This is a genomic window from Nostoc sp. C052, from assembly GCF_013393905.1.
Classification (GTDB): Bacteria; Cyanobacteriota; Cyanobacteriia; order Cyanobacteriales; family Nostocaceae; genus Nostoc.
In genome coordinates, this window is record NZ_CP040272.1 from 144,792 (window position 1) to 159,932 (window position 15,141).

The 15,141-nt window shown below is 37.9% G+C and carries 14 protein-coding genes; 8 read left to right on the forward strand and 6 right to left on the reverse strand.

The features are described 5' to 3' along the window. Positions 1–51: 51 nt before the first annotated feature. On the reverse strand, positions 52–855 hold the full coding sequence (locus FD723_RS00625; protein ID WP_179063628.1) for a hypothetical protein: 804 nt from the start codon (positions 853–855) through the stop codon (positions 52–54). Positions 856–1,168: 313 nt separating this feature from the next. On the opposite strand from FD723_RS00625, the gene FD723_RS00630 reads away from it, so the two are divergent. Then, complete coding sequence (locus FD723_RS00630; protein WP_179068972.1) at positions 1,169–1,780, forward strand: hypothetical protein; 612 nt, start codon at positions 1,169–1,171, stop codon at positions 1,778–1,780. Positions 1,781–1,799: 19 nt separating this feature from the next. Here the strand turns inward: FD723_RS00630 and FD723_RS00635 are convergent, their stop codons facing one another. Continuing rightward, positions 1,800–2,168 carry a Dethiobiotin synthetase gene (locus FD723_RS00635; protein ID WP_069070526.1) on the reverse strand — a complete coding sequence of 123 codons (369 nt, stop codon included), beginning with the start codon at positions 2,166–2,168 and terminating at the stop codon, positions 1,800–1,802. Between the two features lie 190 nt (positions 2,169–2,358). Between FD723_RS00635 and FD723_RS00640 the strand changes: the two genes are divergently transcribed. Next, positions 2,359–2,595, forward strand: a complete 237-nt coding sequence (locus tag FD723_RS00640) for a hypothetical protein (RefSeq protein ID WP_179063629.1) — start codon at positions 2,359–2,361, stop codon at positions 2,593–2,595. A 436-nt stretch (positions 2,596–3,031) separates the two neighbouring features. Here FD723_RS00640 and FD723_RS00645 read toward each other — a convergent pair whose 3' ends face one another. Both FD723_RS00645 and nagA read right to left on the reverse strand, forming a co-directional pair. Continuing rightward, entirely contained in the window at positions 3,032–4,039 is a 1,008-nt protein-coding gene (locus FD723_RS00645) for a class I SAM-dependent methyltransferase (protein ID WP_179063630.1), read from the reverse strand. Positions 4,040–4,138: 99 nt separating this feature from the next. Further along, on the reverse strand, positions 4,139–5,302 hold the full coding sequence (gene nagA / locus FD723_RS00650) for an N-acetylglucosamine-6-phosphate deacetylase (RefSeq protein WP_179068973.1): 1,164 nt from the start codon (positions 5,300–5,302) through the stop codon (positions 4,139–4,141). Positions 5,303–5,394: 92 nt separating this feature from the next. Between nagA and purE the strand changes: the two genes are divergently transcribed. From purE to FD723_RS00665, 3 genes are all read left to right on the forward strand, one after another. After that, positions 5,395–5,913: a 5-(carboxyamino)imidazole ribonucleotide mutase gene (purE, locus tag FD723_RS00655; RefSeq protein ID WP_179063631.1), complete on the forward strand. Its 519-nt coding sequence runs from the start codon at positions 5,395–5,397 to the stop codon at positions 5,911–5,913. 194 nt (positions 5,914–6,107) lie between these two features. After that, positions 6,108–6,407: a putative quinol monooxygenase gene (locus tag FD723_RS00660; protein ID WP_179063632.1), complete on the forward strand. Its 300-nt coding sequence runs from the start codon at positions 6,108–6,110 to the stop codon at positions 6,405–6,407. Between the two features lie 161 nt (positions 6,408–6,568). Next, entirely contained in the window at positions 6,569–7,348 is a 780-nt protein-coding gene (locus FD723_RS00665; RefSeq protein ID WP_179063633.1) for a class II glutamine amidotransferase, read from the forward strand. A gap of 142 nt (positions 7,349–7,490) precedes the next feature. Here the strand turns inward: FD723_RS00665 and FD723_RS00670 are convergent, their stop codons facing one another. Together FD723_RS00670 and FD723_RS00675 are read right to left on the reverse strand one after the other, a co-directional pair. Further along, positions 7,491–7,871 carry a DUF423 domain-containing protein gene (locus FD723_RS00670; protein ID WP_179063634.1) on the reverse strand — a complete coding sequence of 127 codons (381 nt, stop codon included), beginning with the start codon at positions 7,869–7,871 and terminating at the stop codon, positions 7,491–7,493. 309 nt (positions 7,872–8,180) lie between these two features. Next, positions 8,181–8,669, reverse strand: a complete 489-nt coding sequence (locus FD723_RS00675; protein ID WP_179063635.1) for a hypothetical protein — start codon at positions 8,667–8,669, stop codon at positions 8,181–8,183. 377 nt (positions 8,670–9,046) lie between these two features. On the opposite strand from FD723_RS00675, the gene FD723_RS00680 reads away from it, so the two are divergent. The 3 genes from FD723_RS00680 (at position 9,047) to FD723_RS00690 (ending at position 15,140) form a co-directional block, all read left to right on the forward strand. After that, complete coding sequence (locus FD723_RS00680; protein WP_179063636.1) at positions 9,047–10,348, forward strand: ATP-binding protein; 1,302 nt, start codon at positions 9,047–9,049, stop codon at positions 10,346–10,348. Positions 10,349–10,371: 23 nt separating this feature from the next. Next, complete coding sequence (locus FD723_RS00685) at positions 10,372–13,380, forward strand: ABC transporter substrate-binding protein (RefSeq protein ID WP_179063637.1); 3,009 nt, start codon at positions 10,372–10,374, stop codon at positions 13,378–13,380. A 296-nt stretch (positions 13,381–13,676) separates the two neighbouring features. Next, positions 13,677–15,140 (forward strand): AAA family ATPase, encoded by a 1,464-nt coding sequence (locus tag FD723_RS00690; protein WP_179063638.1) that lies wholly within the window; start codon positions 13,677–13,679, stop codon positions 15,138–15,140. Position 15,141 lies beyond the last annotated feature (1 nt).

Sequence of the window (15,141 nt, forward strand, 5' to 3'; positions counted from 1 at the left end):
TCCACTGTTTCTGAATAACTTCGCTGGAAAATTTCTGTCGAATTACTGATATTAGCCTTTTTTCGCTGCTAAACGGGCATAATCTCCCAGCCATTCAGATTTTTGAACCTCAGATTTGAAGTTAAAAAGTCCCATTTCTAGCAATCCAATAATGACACTTTTACGCCATAGTGCTTTTCTCTGACCTATCCTGGATCTTTGTGATTGATCAAAATAAGCTTCTATAGAAATATCTGGCAATAACTGTAAATTTAAGTCACGCATTATTTTCTGCCGAAATTTTAGATGCGATCGCAATAGTTCTTCAGGAGTTACTCCTTGTTTAACAACAATTATTCCTTTTGGGCGGCGTAAAAAGGCGTAGACAATAGCGTGAATAAAAGAATTATCTCTAAAACTAACTGACCATTCTTTCTCTAAAGCACTACCAATAGCACAAAAGACTGATGAACGGCCAGGTGTTTGCATGACTTCTGCAAAACAAAAATGTTTTGGATGGGAAAAAATTCTAGCGACAGTAAGGGAAGATTCTGACAGTTCTAAGTCACTAATTCTAGTAAAACCCAGGGACTCTAAAGCATTTGTGTAGTAGTTGAAAGTCTTAATATCTATTTGAGATAGAGATTCTAAATGTGCTGGTAAAAATTTTAATTTGCTAGAAATAGTTGAGAGTAATAGTATCTTTACAAATATCTCAAAGAATAAAACAAATGGTAGTACGATAATAAATATATAACATATACTTGCCGGAATAAATTCTAGATTTAGGAGATAATGGAGTATTAACTTACCGACAAAAGCGTTATAAATAAACCAAAAGCTAAAAGCAAATATCTGTGTAATTGTTTTTTTCATGTCTGTATATAGTTGAGTATTTAAATACCATTTGCTAGTAGATAGTCCGATCAATTTACTATCACTCTATATATGGTTCCCCAAAAATAAATACCTCAAACATTAAAATACAAGATTTTGTACAGATCCTTCTTGCAAAGCTATGGTGTACACACAAGTACTAAAAACTAGCTTTTTCTCTGATAGAGCGTTGATAAGTAAGATCCCTGATATCTTAAGTTAGGTTGACCTATTGAAATAATCTTGCTGAAAAACGGGAAGACTATGATTATTCCCGAATGGGGAAATTTCTATGAAAGTCCCGAACAGCAAAATGCTCAAAAAATCTCTGCTTAACTATTTAATTTTGCCTTTTTCTCTAATGCCTTGGCTGTGCGTAGGAATGCTTTTTGATTCCCAAGCTAATGCTTTACCAGGGCAAAGTACAGAGGAAGTAGGCACCTGGATTAAAGCACATCCTACACTCCGTCCCAGGAGTGGGGAGCAATTATTTGTGCAAAAAACTGATACAGCCGCCCAAAGATTCACTTTTCAAGCGTCAGTATTGCCTCCCGGTAGGGTGGAGTTTTCCAAAGACCGAGGCACAATTCGCAGTGAGCGCATTGCTATGTATGATGCCATTAACGGTATGACATTTGAGCGCCTTCAAGAATCCTTGCGGGTGATTTATGGCTTAGAGATTTATCAAGACTACGATCGCGCCCAAGTCGTGTATCAATATCCCAGCCAAAAGGTAGTTAATTCGGCACGTCTAGCCAAAACTCCGATTAGAGAAGCTTTAAAGGGAGAATTACGAGTAGGCGATCGCTATGTATATTGGGTAGAAATTGCTCAACCCAAGGCTGGCAAAGCTTTTACGGGTCAAATGACAGTTTTGCTCAAAACTGACCTAGACAAATTAGAAAAGGAACTGCAAATTCGTTAATGGATTACTGAGTGGTGTTTTACAACTTCCCCAACTCCATCTGAGCTAGAGTTTGCCATGTGCCTGAAAAGATACTTTCAGATGCTAAGGAAATTCGTAGTAAATCTTCCTTCAGCAGTGGCGGCCAATCAACTCCGGCTTTACGCCCTGCGCCAAATAGCTGTTGCGCCTTAATGCTTAACTGATAAAGGGCCAAAGCCAATTCTCGGTCTAGGCTCTTTGCATCTTTGAGGGCTTCAAACACCACTTTCAACGCCAACAAAATCGAGGTGATCTGACCGGGTACCGGCGGTTTGCCCTGTTTCATACGCGTTAACAGCGCATCTGGGTTTTCCTCGGTTGTGATTGTCTGATCTATGAGGAGTTTCCTAGCTGTTTCGTAATTCATGTAGCCAGTTTACCTTACATTTTACTTCAGCAGGAATACTTAATTAAAAAGTCATAAAATTGTTTTCTGGTTATTTATAGCAATCTCTTGTAATTTGTGAAAAGATAGGCGTGGGGAAAATGATGGAGGATTTGCGATGTTCTAGGATAAAATCTTTGAAAAACACACCTTACTAGGAATCAAAAGCAAAATGATCTCACCGAATTTACTAGAAATTGAGCGCTCTATCCTTGCCTTGTCTGTAGAAGAACAACTTTGGCTGTTAGAAAGTATTGTTCGACAAATCCGAGAAAATGAGTTTGTAAAAGATAAATTAGTTGATGTCAACAATCCAGAAGAACAACTGGAAGTCAGGGTTAGTGAGCCAAAGATTCAAATAGGAACTGCTTCTATCAATGATGAGTTTGCCATTTCTGAAATACTCTGATGTGTAGTCATAAAAATTATGAGATTGTCCGATTTAAAAAAGTAAAATATACAAGTTATCAGTAGGCGATCGCTTAAAATTTCTCACTGCGATCGCCCATTTACTGCAAAACGATCTTACACCCCACTCAGATCCCAAAGGCTCAGTGCATATTGATAAACACTAACATCATTATTAGGAACTGCTAAATCAAAAAAGTATCCAATTAACTCTTGTAGGGCGGGCATCTTGCCTGCCATATTATAGACTGGGCGGGCAAGATGCCTACCCCACAATATTGGATAATTTATTTCTTGGAGTTCCCCGATCAACTAAGTAGATAGGCGTAAATAAACATAACTATACTTCGGTCATTGCGTTCACGCAGCGTGTCGCAGACAAGCAATCGCAGGGGTTTAGGGATTTTTATATGTTACATAGCTAGGTTTATTTATCCCTACCTATCTGGCTTAATACAATAGATGAAAAAAGAAAAGCCTTGGTTTGTATTTTCCGAAAATCCAACACTGTTAATAAGTTCCAGTTTGCTAAATTTTTTGGTTTTTAAACTATAGGGCATGGGAGAGACAGCTAAGGTTTTTTTTATAATAAAACCAGCTTTTTGAATTTTTGCAATCAATTCATCAGGTATATATTCAATCTTATGTTCAGGATGTACAAAACCTCTACGTACCAAAAGCTTTGTAAGCTGGCGATTTGGGGTATCTAGACAAAATGAGCCACCTGGCTTGATGACTCTAAAGACTTCTTTAATTACTTTCTCGGCTTCTTCTTCTGTTACATGCTCAATGCTTTGTCCTGACCACACAAGGTCAACGGTATGTTCTGGAAAAGAAGATAAATCTGCCATTGAGCGATAGACATAATTAATTTTTGTAAGATTATCTGGAGTTATGAATTGCTGGGGATGTTCCTCAGAATGCTGATCGTAAATTCTTTCCTCCTGTGGTAGATCAACAATATCCAACTGTTGAGGATTGTAGGGATAACCCATGACCATGAGGGCACCTTCTGGGGAACCAAGGCAAGAACCTCCTAAATCGAGAATATATTCAGCAGGTGGCAATATTTCTTGTACCAGTTTGAGCCTTGCAAGGTGATGCGCCTCTATGCCTGTACGAGAAAAGAGTTTTTGCTCAATCCCAATTGGTAACATTAAATAAGAAAGAATAACCTGAATTCTTGAAAAATTACCTTGATCAAGATTATCTGTGTAGAATGAAAATTCTTCCTCTGAAATTGGAACAGATAAAAAGTGTGCATATACTAAATTGACAAATTCTGCATTATTTGGTGAGCGCCAATTAGATAAGTAGAACAACCCTAGAAAAACAGAAAACCGAAGTATACACATTATATCTTCAGGATAATATCTGGCATACCTGAAAATCTTAGAAAATAAAACACTATATTTAACTATCATTTTATTTCGATATTTAGTCATAGTAGGTACTTGTATACGAATTCTAAATTATATGTGAAAATGTGTGAACAATTTTAATTAATAATAGGATAAGCTGTACCCATACATCTGATGCAAAATTTAGCCCAATAATCGCTGCCAAGTTAGTTCTTTTGTCGCTTCATCCCAATGCCAGCGTAATAAATTTGCGGCTTGACTCTTGCTAATTTCTGCTAAACCAATCGCTTGTCTAGGTGCATCTGTAGCTAGTAAAATAGCAGTTTCCACATTACAAATCCCCCACTTCACCAAATTCTGCACTCCCACTAATAAGGGTAAAGTCGTCCCCGATAACGTGCCATCGGCGAGTCTTGCCGTACCATTTTTAACTTCAATTTGCCGACTGTCCCAAGGATACACGCCATCGGGTAGCCCCAGAGGTGAAAGGGCATCGCTGACGAGGAATAGCCCTTTTTCGTAATCACTGGCACGGAGTAATATTTGCAGCATTGTGGGCGAAACGTGTTCACCATCAGCAATAAAACCACACATGACATGAGGATGGGTAATTGCTGCCCCTAATAATCCTGGTTCGCGGTGATGTAATGGTGGCATGGCATTGAAGGCATGAGTTACCATCGTTGCGCCGAGTTCAAAGGCAAGTTGCCCTTGGGCAGATGTTGCCTGAGAATGTCCTAAACTAACGGTAATCCCCAAAGAACGCAAATATGGAATTACTTCGCCAGTGGGATCTAACTCTGGCGCTAAAGTTATGACTTTCACGATATGGGCATAATCCCCCAAAACGCGCTTTACGTCCTCAATTGTGAGGGGTAACAAGTACTCTGCGGGGTGTGCGCCGCGCTTTTGGTAATTCAAAAATGGGCCTTCTAAATGTACTCCGAGAATCTTGGCACCTGCTTGTTGACTGGGGATAACATCAGCAATCACAGCAAGCGATCGCTGAATCTTGTCTACTGAAGTTGTCACAAGTGTCGGTAAAAATCCATCTACCCCGACATCCCACAAAAATTTCGTTATTTTCTGGAGTACATGAGCATTTTCAACCTTCAAATCAGGAAATGCCAATCCCAAAGCACCGTTAATTTGCAAATCAACGCCACCCAATGAAATCCAGTCACCTGCAACATCTATTACAGATGCACAAATATCCTTCCCTACTGTACCCATTGGTAAGATTTGCTCAATCATGCCCTCTTGATTAATCAAGAGCATCTGCAAATCTTTGTAACCGGGCACTCTAGCATTGATAATATCTACAGGATTTTGTGTTGCTTGGATCATCACACTGGCGAGAAGAGAACTAAATCTCATCCGATTTTAGATGAAACAATCAGCGATTAATCCAAAATCCAAAATCCAAAATCCAAAATTCTATGACTCCCTTAGTTGGTATTATCATGGGCAGCGATTCCGATTTGCCCACTATGAAAGATGCGATCGCAGTTTGTGAAGAATTTGGTGTTGAAAGTGAAGTAGCGATCATTTCGGCTCACCGTACTCCAGAACGGATGGTGCAATATGCTCAACTTGCACACCAACGCGGCATTAAGGTAATTATTGCTGGTGCCGGAGGTGCTGCCCATCTACCGGGAATGGTAGCATCTTTAACTCCACTTCCAGTCATTGGTGTTCCAGTACCCACTCGTAATTTACAAGGTGTAGATTCTTTGTATTCTATTTTACAGATGCCTGCTGGTATTCCTGTAGCGACAGTAGCGATCGGTAATGCCAAAAATGCCGGTCTTTTAGCAGTACAAATCCTCGCAACCCATCAACCAGAATTGTTAGAAAAAGTGCAACAATATCGCCAAACCTTGTGTGAATCGGTAATTGCAAAGCAAGCAAAGCTAGAACAATTAGGCTATGAGCAATATTTACAGCAAATGCTTTAATAAAAATTAACACCAGCACCACAGGGGAACAAAGAAAGAGAAAGTCTTTTCCCTGTACCTCTAAAGAGTGCTGTTAGTGGATAGCTAAGGTTTAGCTCGTGCTGAGTGGGGAAGAAGCAAGGGAGCAAATTTTCCCCTCCGCACCCTGCCCCTCTGCCTCTTTTCAATGCCCAATGCCTAATGCCCTATAACAAATGACAAACCAAACTATTCGCATTGTTGCCCGTATTATTGCTTTGCCTAACAAAGTAGAAGAACTAAAAGCTGTACTGTTGGAACTCATTGAGCCAACCCGTCAGGAAGCAGGTGCGATCAAGTATGAACTTTTGCAAAACCAATACGACCAAACAGACTTTACTTTTGTAGAGGAGTGGACTTCTCAGGAAGCCCTGAATACTCATTTAGATTCACCCCATTTCCAAGCGGCAGCAGCTAAACTAGGAGGTCTAGTGACTGCTACACCAGATATTCGTCGCTACCATCTTGTGGCATAGTGTCATGCTGCTAACTTGAAGCAGACTCTTGATTGTTGGGGAGTATGTGGCATATCTCAGCCTTAAATTCTAAGATTGAAGCGATCGCTCCAGAATCAAGGCAGCATTGTGAAGTATCTTGATCCTGAGGCCTTAGTCAAAAATTGAGAGCTGCAACATCCATGTGCCAACTGCTCGGAATGAATTGCAATGTTCCAACGGATATTTGCTTTTCTTTTGAAGGGTTTTCTGCACGGGGAGGAAAAACGGATAATCATAGCGATGGTTGGGGCATTGCTTTCTTTGAAGGAAAGGGATGTCGCATGTTTTTAGATGCCCAACCTTCTGTTGCTTCTCCGGTAGCGGAGTTTGTTCGGAGTTATCCCATCCACTCAACCCATGTCATAGCCCATATCCGCAAAGCTACTCAGGGTGAAATCGCCCTACACAACTGCCATCCTTTCCGCAGAGAATTGTGGGGTCAGTATTGGGTGTTTGCCCACAATGGTAATTTGCCAGATTTTGATCCAGAAAATTTGGGCTTTTATCAAGCCGTAGGTGACACCGATAGTGAAAAAGCATTCTGTATGATGCTAGAAACATTGCGATCGCGCTTTCCCCAGGGTAAGCCTGACATAAAGAAACTATACCCTGTACTGCAAGAAATTACTGGTGCAATTGCAAGACTGGGTATATTTAATTACTTATTATCAGATGGAGAACACTTTTTTGCTTATTGCTCAACCAAACTTAGCTACATTGTTCGCCAAGCGCCCTTTGCCGCTGCCCATTTAATTGACCAAGACATGACCGTAGATTTTCGAGAGGTGACTACTGAACGCGATCGCGTTGCTGTCATTGCGACAACACCCCTCACTGACAACGAAGTTTGGACACAAATCCAACCGGGAGAATTACTAGTTTTTCAGGATGGTTTGCCCATGAAATATGCATTCACTTAATAATAAGTAGTTAGTCGATTTCTCCCATTTAGATAATTTCTAGATGGGTTTTATTTTTCATGGCAGTAATCTTGCTGCGGTGGATCGGGCTGGATATCGAGATTCACTTACAACGAATCACACGGGGATTTACTCTAATTTTTTACAACTTCAAATTCCAGGCGGCAAAAGCTAAAGTGCCCCAACCAGCAAGAAAAGCTGCACCGCCTAGTGGTGCGATCGCTCCTAAGGATTTAATACCGGTTAAGCTAAGGGCATACAAGCTTCCTGAGAAAATAGCAATGCCAATGAGAAACAGCCATCCACTGGCGATTAGAGTGGGTTGAGGAGACTCGGTACGACTAATTAGGATGGCTACTAGAAAAAGTGCTAGAGCATGATACATTTGGTAACGAGCGCCAGTTTCAAAAATTTCTAGCGATCGCTCACTAATTTTTTCCCGCAAGGCATGGGAAGCAAAAGCACCAGCAGCAACCGACAAACCGCCTAAAATGGCAGCTACGCTCAAAAAAATCTGCGTCATTAGACTTAGCCGTAAGTTGATTATTAGTCATTGGTCATTACTCATTAGTCATTGGTCATTAGTTAATAACAAGGACAAATAATCAATGACAAATGACAATTAGACATCAAAATGATATGATACAGCCCCTTCTTCGTTCACCTTAAAGTTTGCATTGAATTCTTTAGCTTTTTCATCTAAATATGCTACGCTCAAAAAAATCTGCGTCATTAGACTTAGCCGTAAGTTGATTATTAGTCATTGGTCATTACTCATTAGTCATTGGTCATTAGTTAATAACAAGGACAAATAATCAATGACAAATGACAATTAGACATCAAAATGATATGATACAGCCCCTTCTTCGTTCACCTTAAAGTTTGCATTGAATTCTTTAGCTTTTTCATCTAAATATTGTCTGGCGTGGGCTGCGGGTAATTGTGACTGCATCGCGAAGCCTAAAACAGTTACGCGCCCCTGATTTTCTTGTAGCATCTCATAAAAAATCGATTGTAGGCGATCACTAACTTGTTGATTAAGCGCCTTTTTCTCCTGCCGACTTTGACGGCATAATCCCAATGCTAACCACGTGCCCAGTGTGAGGGTAGGAATGCCAAAAATTAGATGTTCTACCGCAGTATTATCAATTACAGGGGTATTTGTTGCTGCTGAGAACTCAATCGAGCCATCCCAAGCTAAGGGTAGCGTAATTGATTTTTCCATAGTCATTTTATTAAATACCGATGCTGCTGATAGTATTACAAACATGAATCCCATTGTCAGTAGCCAACCGGCAGCTAATTTTTCAGCAGTTTTCATAGTTTCACTTCAGATTTACACTTTGCTAGTGATTTTAACCTGACTTTTATAAAGGTTCCAGTAATCAATCTACTCCCAGCGACAGTTTTTTAGCTTTTGCGCCAGATTTGTTTACCTATATTGGTTAAAAAAGCAAGGTTCTTAAGCGCATACAAGATACCCAGCAATAATGTAATATCTTAATATACTTACTTTCCTATAAAAATTCGGCGTTACACAATTTTAGGGTGGTTGTGGGGCGGTAGTTTTACGCGCCCAATAATTAAAGGATGGGTAAACGCAAATTTTACAAAACCATCAATATCACCATCCTGCAAATATACAAGACTAAAAAATCAACGTCAAATATTGTATAACTTACAACTAAGGAAATCGGAATGTATCCAAACTCACAAAATCCTTTCGTTGTTGGAACTCCCGTTGTCCCAGAAAGATTCGTAGGGAGAAAGTCTCTCATAGCAGCAGCTTTCGATCAAATAAATAATCGCAGTCACTTGGCGGTATGGGGCGGATTGGAAATAGGAAAAACTTCGTTTTTGGTGAAATTGACTTCTCCTGATACTTGGAAACAGTATGGATTAGATTCATCAATAGCAGTCATAGTGCGCTTTAGTTGCAAGGAAGTTAAGCCTTTTACTCCCTTCGGTTTTTGTAAAAAATTACTCAGTTTACTGAAGGATCATCTCGATACTGAACCGGAATTGCAAGCCAATATTAATACTGTTCTAGCAGAGAGTCGGGCATCTATAGATAGTCTGCGTCAGCTATTAGTAGAACTTGCTCAAAGAGGAAAATTGTTGGTACTGCTAATAGATGACTACGATGTGGCTCTTGTTCAAAGCCAAGAATACTCAGAAGAGAATATGCACCAATTCTTGAGTGAATGCCGTAGATTGGCTGTTGACACACAATCAAAACGGAATATCTCAATCATTGTCACTTCTAAAAAACGTCTCAATGATTTGGAGCTAAGTTTTAATCCCAACGCTTCACCGTGGTATAACCATTATTTATTTCGACAAATTAAACTATTTGATAACACGGAAATTGACCAATTCCTGCAACCATTTAATAAACCAATCACAGCAGACTTACGGCAAGCAATAGGAGAAATTGCTGGAGGACATCCATCTCTATTACAAATTGTTAGTTTTTTGCTATATGAAGAATTACGCAATAATACATCACCTCACGTAGAAGAATTTGTGAGGAAATTGGAAAACAGCACTCAAGATTTTTTTGATAATACTTGGCAAAGGTGTGATTCTAAAGACCAAAATTTATTGATGTTGATGGCTTTGGCAAAATTGAGAGCCCGTCTGGAAAGAAGACGATATGACTTAAAAGATGTTGACCTAATTTTTACCCAAAGCGAACGAAATTTGACCAACCTAGAAGAGCAGGGTGTCATTAAACGGACAGCTAATAACGGCAATATTTCTTCTTATTTATTTACTTCATCATTGATGGAAAAGTGGGTAATTCAGGAAATTTGGAATTTTGATGATGATTTATTAACGAAAAGACAGAAAGAATTTCTCAATCTCATGAGTCATCAACAAGCTGAAAATATGAAAAATGCCATTGTCTGGGTAGGAAAGCATAAGAATGATGTTATCTCATCTCTAAAATTTATTTATCCTATAGTTGAAAAAATAATCAAGTTTTTTGTAGTTTAGTAAAAGTACTAGTCGAAAAAAATATGGTAAATGATAGTCGAAGAAATCCTTATATTATTGGTACTCCAGTTGAAATGCTAGAAAAACTTTTTGGGCGAGAAACTATATTTAAATACATAGAAGATAGTTTGCAACAGAATGCACAATTTATCTTACTAAATGGTCAGCGACGTATAGGCAAATCTTCTGTTTTAAAAAATATTCCTCTTGCTGTATCTACAGATGAGTTTTTCTTTGTGCATTGCGATTTACAAACTCATTTTTATGCAAGTTTAGGTGAAATTTTATATGCGATATTTAGTGAAGTTTTTAAACTCCTTAATTTAGATATAACTAAACTAGATATTCTCTTAAGAATAGATGTAGATGCTCGCACAATTATTAACAATAGAATACTCCCACTAGTTTACGATGCACTAGACGATAAAAAGCTTAAAAAGTTGGTGTTGTTGTTAGATGAGTTTGATGTTGTAACTCAAAATAATACAAAACAAGCTTCAGAGTTTTTACGCTTTTTAGAAAATTTAGTTAGGCGGCATGAAGAATTATTTGTAATTGCAGTAGTTGGGCAATATCTCGATGCTGATCAAAATTTTCTACAATCAAATGCGTTGCAATCATTGAGAAGTGCGCCATTCGGTGTAATAGGTTTATTGGATAATAAAAGCGCAGAACGCCTGATTATCGAGTCTGCTAATAATGTTTTAAGATATCAAGAAAGGGCTATAGCAGAAATTATTAAATACTCATCAGGGCATCCCTTTTATACACAAATATTGTGTCATGAAATCTTCAATTTAGCAATGCGTGAAGATTATTCTGTAATTATACCTGCCTTTGTGAGTGATGTCTTAGACCAGGCAATCGAGAGTGCCGAAGGTGGATTAGGTGGGTTTTGGGATGGGCTGAGTATCTCCGAAAAAGTAGTGATTTCAGCAGTTGCAGAAGCCCAAGAACAAAACAAATTAAAAGATCCTTTAAAGCTACTTGAATCCTATGGATTTGTACTAACTGATTCTTTAGAAGAAGCTATTCAGCTACTAAATAATAAGGGATTTATAGATACTAATCCTACCAAACTAAAAGTAGAATTAGTGCGTCGTTGGCTATTGAAACGTCATCAACTTAGGGATGAAATCTGGAGCTTAGAAACACTGGAAGCAAAAAATGTTGAGTCGGCTTTGAATGTGGCTCGTAGTTTATGGCAAGAAAAAAAACTGGAACGTGCATTAAGTTTTTATGAAGAAGTTTTGCAGCTAAATCCCAATCATTTCAGTACTGTAGTGGAGTTAGCAGAAAAATACTTGCAGGTTGAAAAGTTTGACAAAGCTTTAGAACTTTACGAGCGAGCTAATAAAGTAGATCCGGCAAGCTATCAACCAGAACTTATACAAGCATTAGATCAATATGGACATTGGTTGATAACTGAGAGTAATTTTGCAAAAGCGAAGCAGCAGTACGAAAAAATTTTAATGATTGAACCTACAAATACTTTAGCTAAACAAAAACTACTAGAAATTAAAGCTTTTCAAGCTAAGAGAAAAAACATCGTCACCGATATGCTGACGCAAGTTTTGAAATTACCGATTTCAGTATCAATTCCACTGCTAATATTACTGCTAGTTGGTGTTATTATAAGTCTATTTAATGGTCGTATGTTTAGTAGTTGTCCAGCAGGGCAAGAAAAATCTTTAGGTATTATTTGTAGTGATATTATCGCTAGTAACCCAGTTAATAATAAGGTTAAAATTAGTAGAGGCGATCGCACTTTATTTCCAGACATAAGAAATAGCGATCGCGACCAAGGTTTTAAAAGCTTTGAAAAAGGAAATTACACCGAAGCAGAAAAATTATTTAAACAAGCTTTTGCTAACAATAAAAATCGTCCTGACCCTGAAGTACTAATTTACCAAAATAATGCTCGTGCGATTCAACGAGGTAATCCTTTAACTTTGGCAGCCGTAGTACCAGCCACAAATAGAACTGAGCTTGCTCTAGAAATGTTACGTGGTATTGCACAAGCGCAAAATCTGTTTAACCAACAACGTCAATTCAATGACCCATTACTAGAAATTATAATTGCTGATGATGAAAACAAAGGAGATATAGCAAAACTAGTAGCTGAAGAATTGGTAAAAAACCAATCATTGCTAGGAATCATAGGACATAGTGCTAGTCACGTTACTCAGGAAGCATTAAACACCTATGAAAAAGCTAAATTACCTGTTATCTCACCCACTAGCACTAGCACAAAGCTACAACAAAGTAAGTTTTTCTTTAGAACTGTACCTTCAGACGAGGCAACTGCTAAAAAATTAACTGAATATGTCTTAAAAGAAAAAATAAACAAAGCTCTAATTTTTTGTAATCCTGATGATCCATATAGTAATAGCATCAGAGAAGAATTTAGAATTCAATTTGAAAAGGATAACCGTGAAATATTTGAGAAGCCATGCATTAACATAGCGGCTTCAGACTTCAATGAAGACAAAATCAAGAATCTGCTTTATCAATATAAACCACAGGCAAAGGCAATATTATTGTTTCCAGATACACAACATCTTACAGCAGCAATTACAACTATTAAAGCTCGTAAGGAGTGGTTAGACAATATAGAACCACAACAAAGACCAGATATAAAATTGTTAGGAGGATCTTCTATTTTTAGCGTTCGAATCTTGAAAGAGGCTGGTGACGCTGTAGAAGGTTTAGTAGTAGTTGTACCTTGGTTTCGCAACGCAGTAAAATCAATAAGCTTTACAAACGCAACTGAAAAGCAATGGGGCGTTGAGGTCGGTTGGTATACTGCAAGCAGCTTTGATGCTACTCAGGTTTTTATAGAGTCTTTTAAATCATCCCCAAATCCATATAAGTCAACGGTTTTGCTAAATTTGCCAAAAGTTAGGCTTTTACCAAAGAACACCTCTGGGGAGGAAGTAAAATTTGATAAAAATACTAGAGAAGTCAAAAGAGACGAAAAACTGCTTAGGGTTGAAAATGGTAAGTTTGTTGTTATGCCGGAAGCAAATTAGGGAAGACTTAACAATAGCGATGTGAATTAGTCAATCACCATGAGTATAATATAAGTTGTGGGTAATAACGACAAGTAAAACTTTTCTTTAGAGTGTCCCAAAAAATAAATGATCCAAGACCCGTCATTGCGAGTGAAGCAAAGCAATCCCAGTCATTGCGATTGCTTCGCTTTACTCGCAATGACAATTGAGCATTTTTTTACTTGGAGTACTCTTATTTTGTTGTACTGCAATAGCTTATGGGTATCTAACTAAATAATCACAGGCTGTTCAGTAGACCTATACCAGATATTATCATGATACAACTAAAATCTCAGAGAAACCCTTATATTATCGGTCGTCCCATTAGTGAACCGGAAATATTTTTTGGGCGACAGGAGCAATTAGCGTTTATTGAAGAAAATCTGAGCCGAGGCGAGAAATTCATATTACTACACGGTCAACGACGTATAGGCAAGTCATCTCTACTTCAGAATATTCCTAAGATTGTCAAAGTAGATAAGTCTGCTTTTGTTAGTTTTGATTTAGAATATCATAGTCAAGAAAAGTTAGAAAACCTGTTAGAAAGTTTAGCAGAAACTATTGTCGAACAATTAAAAATAGATCCAGATAAAGTAGTAATACCAAAAGCCAAAGAGATAGAAGAACAAAAAGATATCTTTTGCACTAACTTTTTACCCCAAATTCACGAACATCTAAAAGATACTAATTTGGTATTACTATTAGATGAATTTGATGCTTTAAATAATAAATATATAGGTGTAGAGCTTGAATCACTATTCAAACAGTTAAAAAATATTGTTTATAGAAATCAAAGATTATTTGTAATTATATTTGCTGGAAGAAAACCAGCAGATATATCAAATTTACTAAAAATATTTCCCAAAATACCGATTGCAGAAGTTGGGTTGCTAGATAAGGAAAGTATTAAGCAGTTAATTATCCAACCTGTTTCGGATTCTTTGAAATACGAACCAAAGGCTATAGAAGCGATTACCGATTTATCAGCAGGACATCCCTATTTTATTCAAATTTTATGTTTTGCAATTTTCAGTCGAGCTAGGGAACTCGAAAAATGGGAAGTTTATGAAGAAGATGTAGAAATGATTATAGATAGAGCGGTTGAGCTTGCCGAAGCTGGTTTTGCATGGTATTGGGAAGCTTTATCTATACCAGAGAAAGTAGTTTTTTCGGCGGTGGCTGAGGCGCAAAAAATAGCTATAGAAAAAAAAGACCAACAGCTAGAGAAAAACCCATTGATGTTACTTCAAAGTCATAATGATGTCTTGTCAAGAGATTTGCAGAAAAAATTAACTAAAGAACTAGCATCAAAGGGGTTTTTAAATGAACAAGGCAGTAAAGTTAAAATCGAATTAGTCCGACGTTGGTTGATACAACGTCACCCGTTATGGCATGAGATTAGGGAATTAGAGAAACTAGATAAACAAGAAGTTAAAGATACCTACGAAACTCGGAATCAAATACCTGAAACTAGCCAAAATCAAAAGCAAAGTAATATGACTCAAAGCGGTGCTTTGAGTCAACATCCCCAGAAGTCTGAACAAGATGTATCTTCTGTTAAAGCTTCTAAGGATAAAGTTCATCAGAATAGAGGAGAAATCTGGTTACTTACTGGATTTATTTTCTTAGGAGCAGCTGCGATCGCTTCCCTTATGATAATTATTTATGCTCACAATCAGAGCGATAGCCAAAATCAAAACTCGCCACAAAATGCGACATCTCCCAGTGTTAACCCTTGAG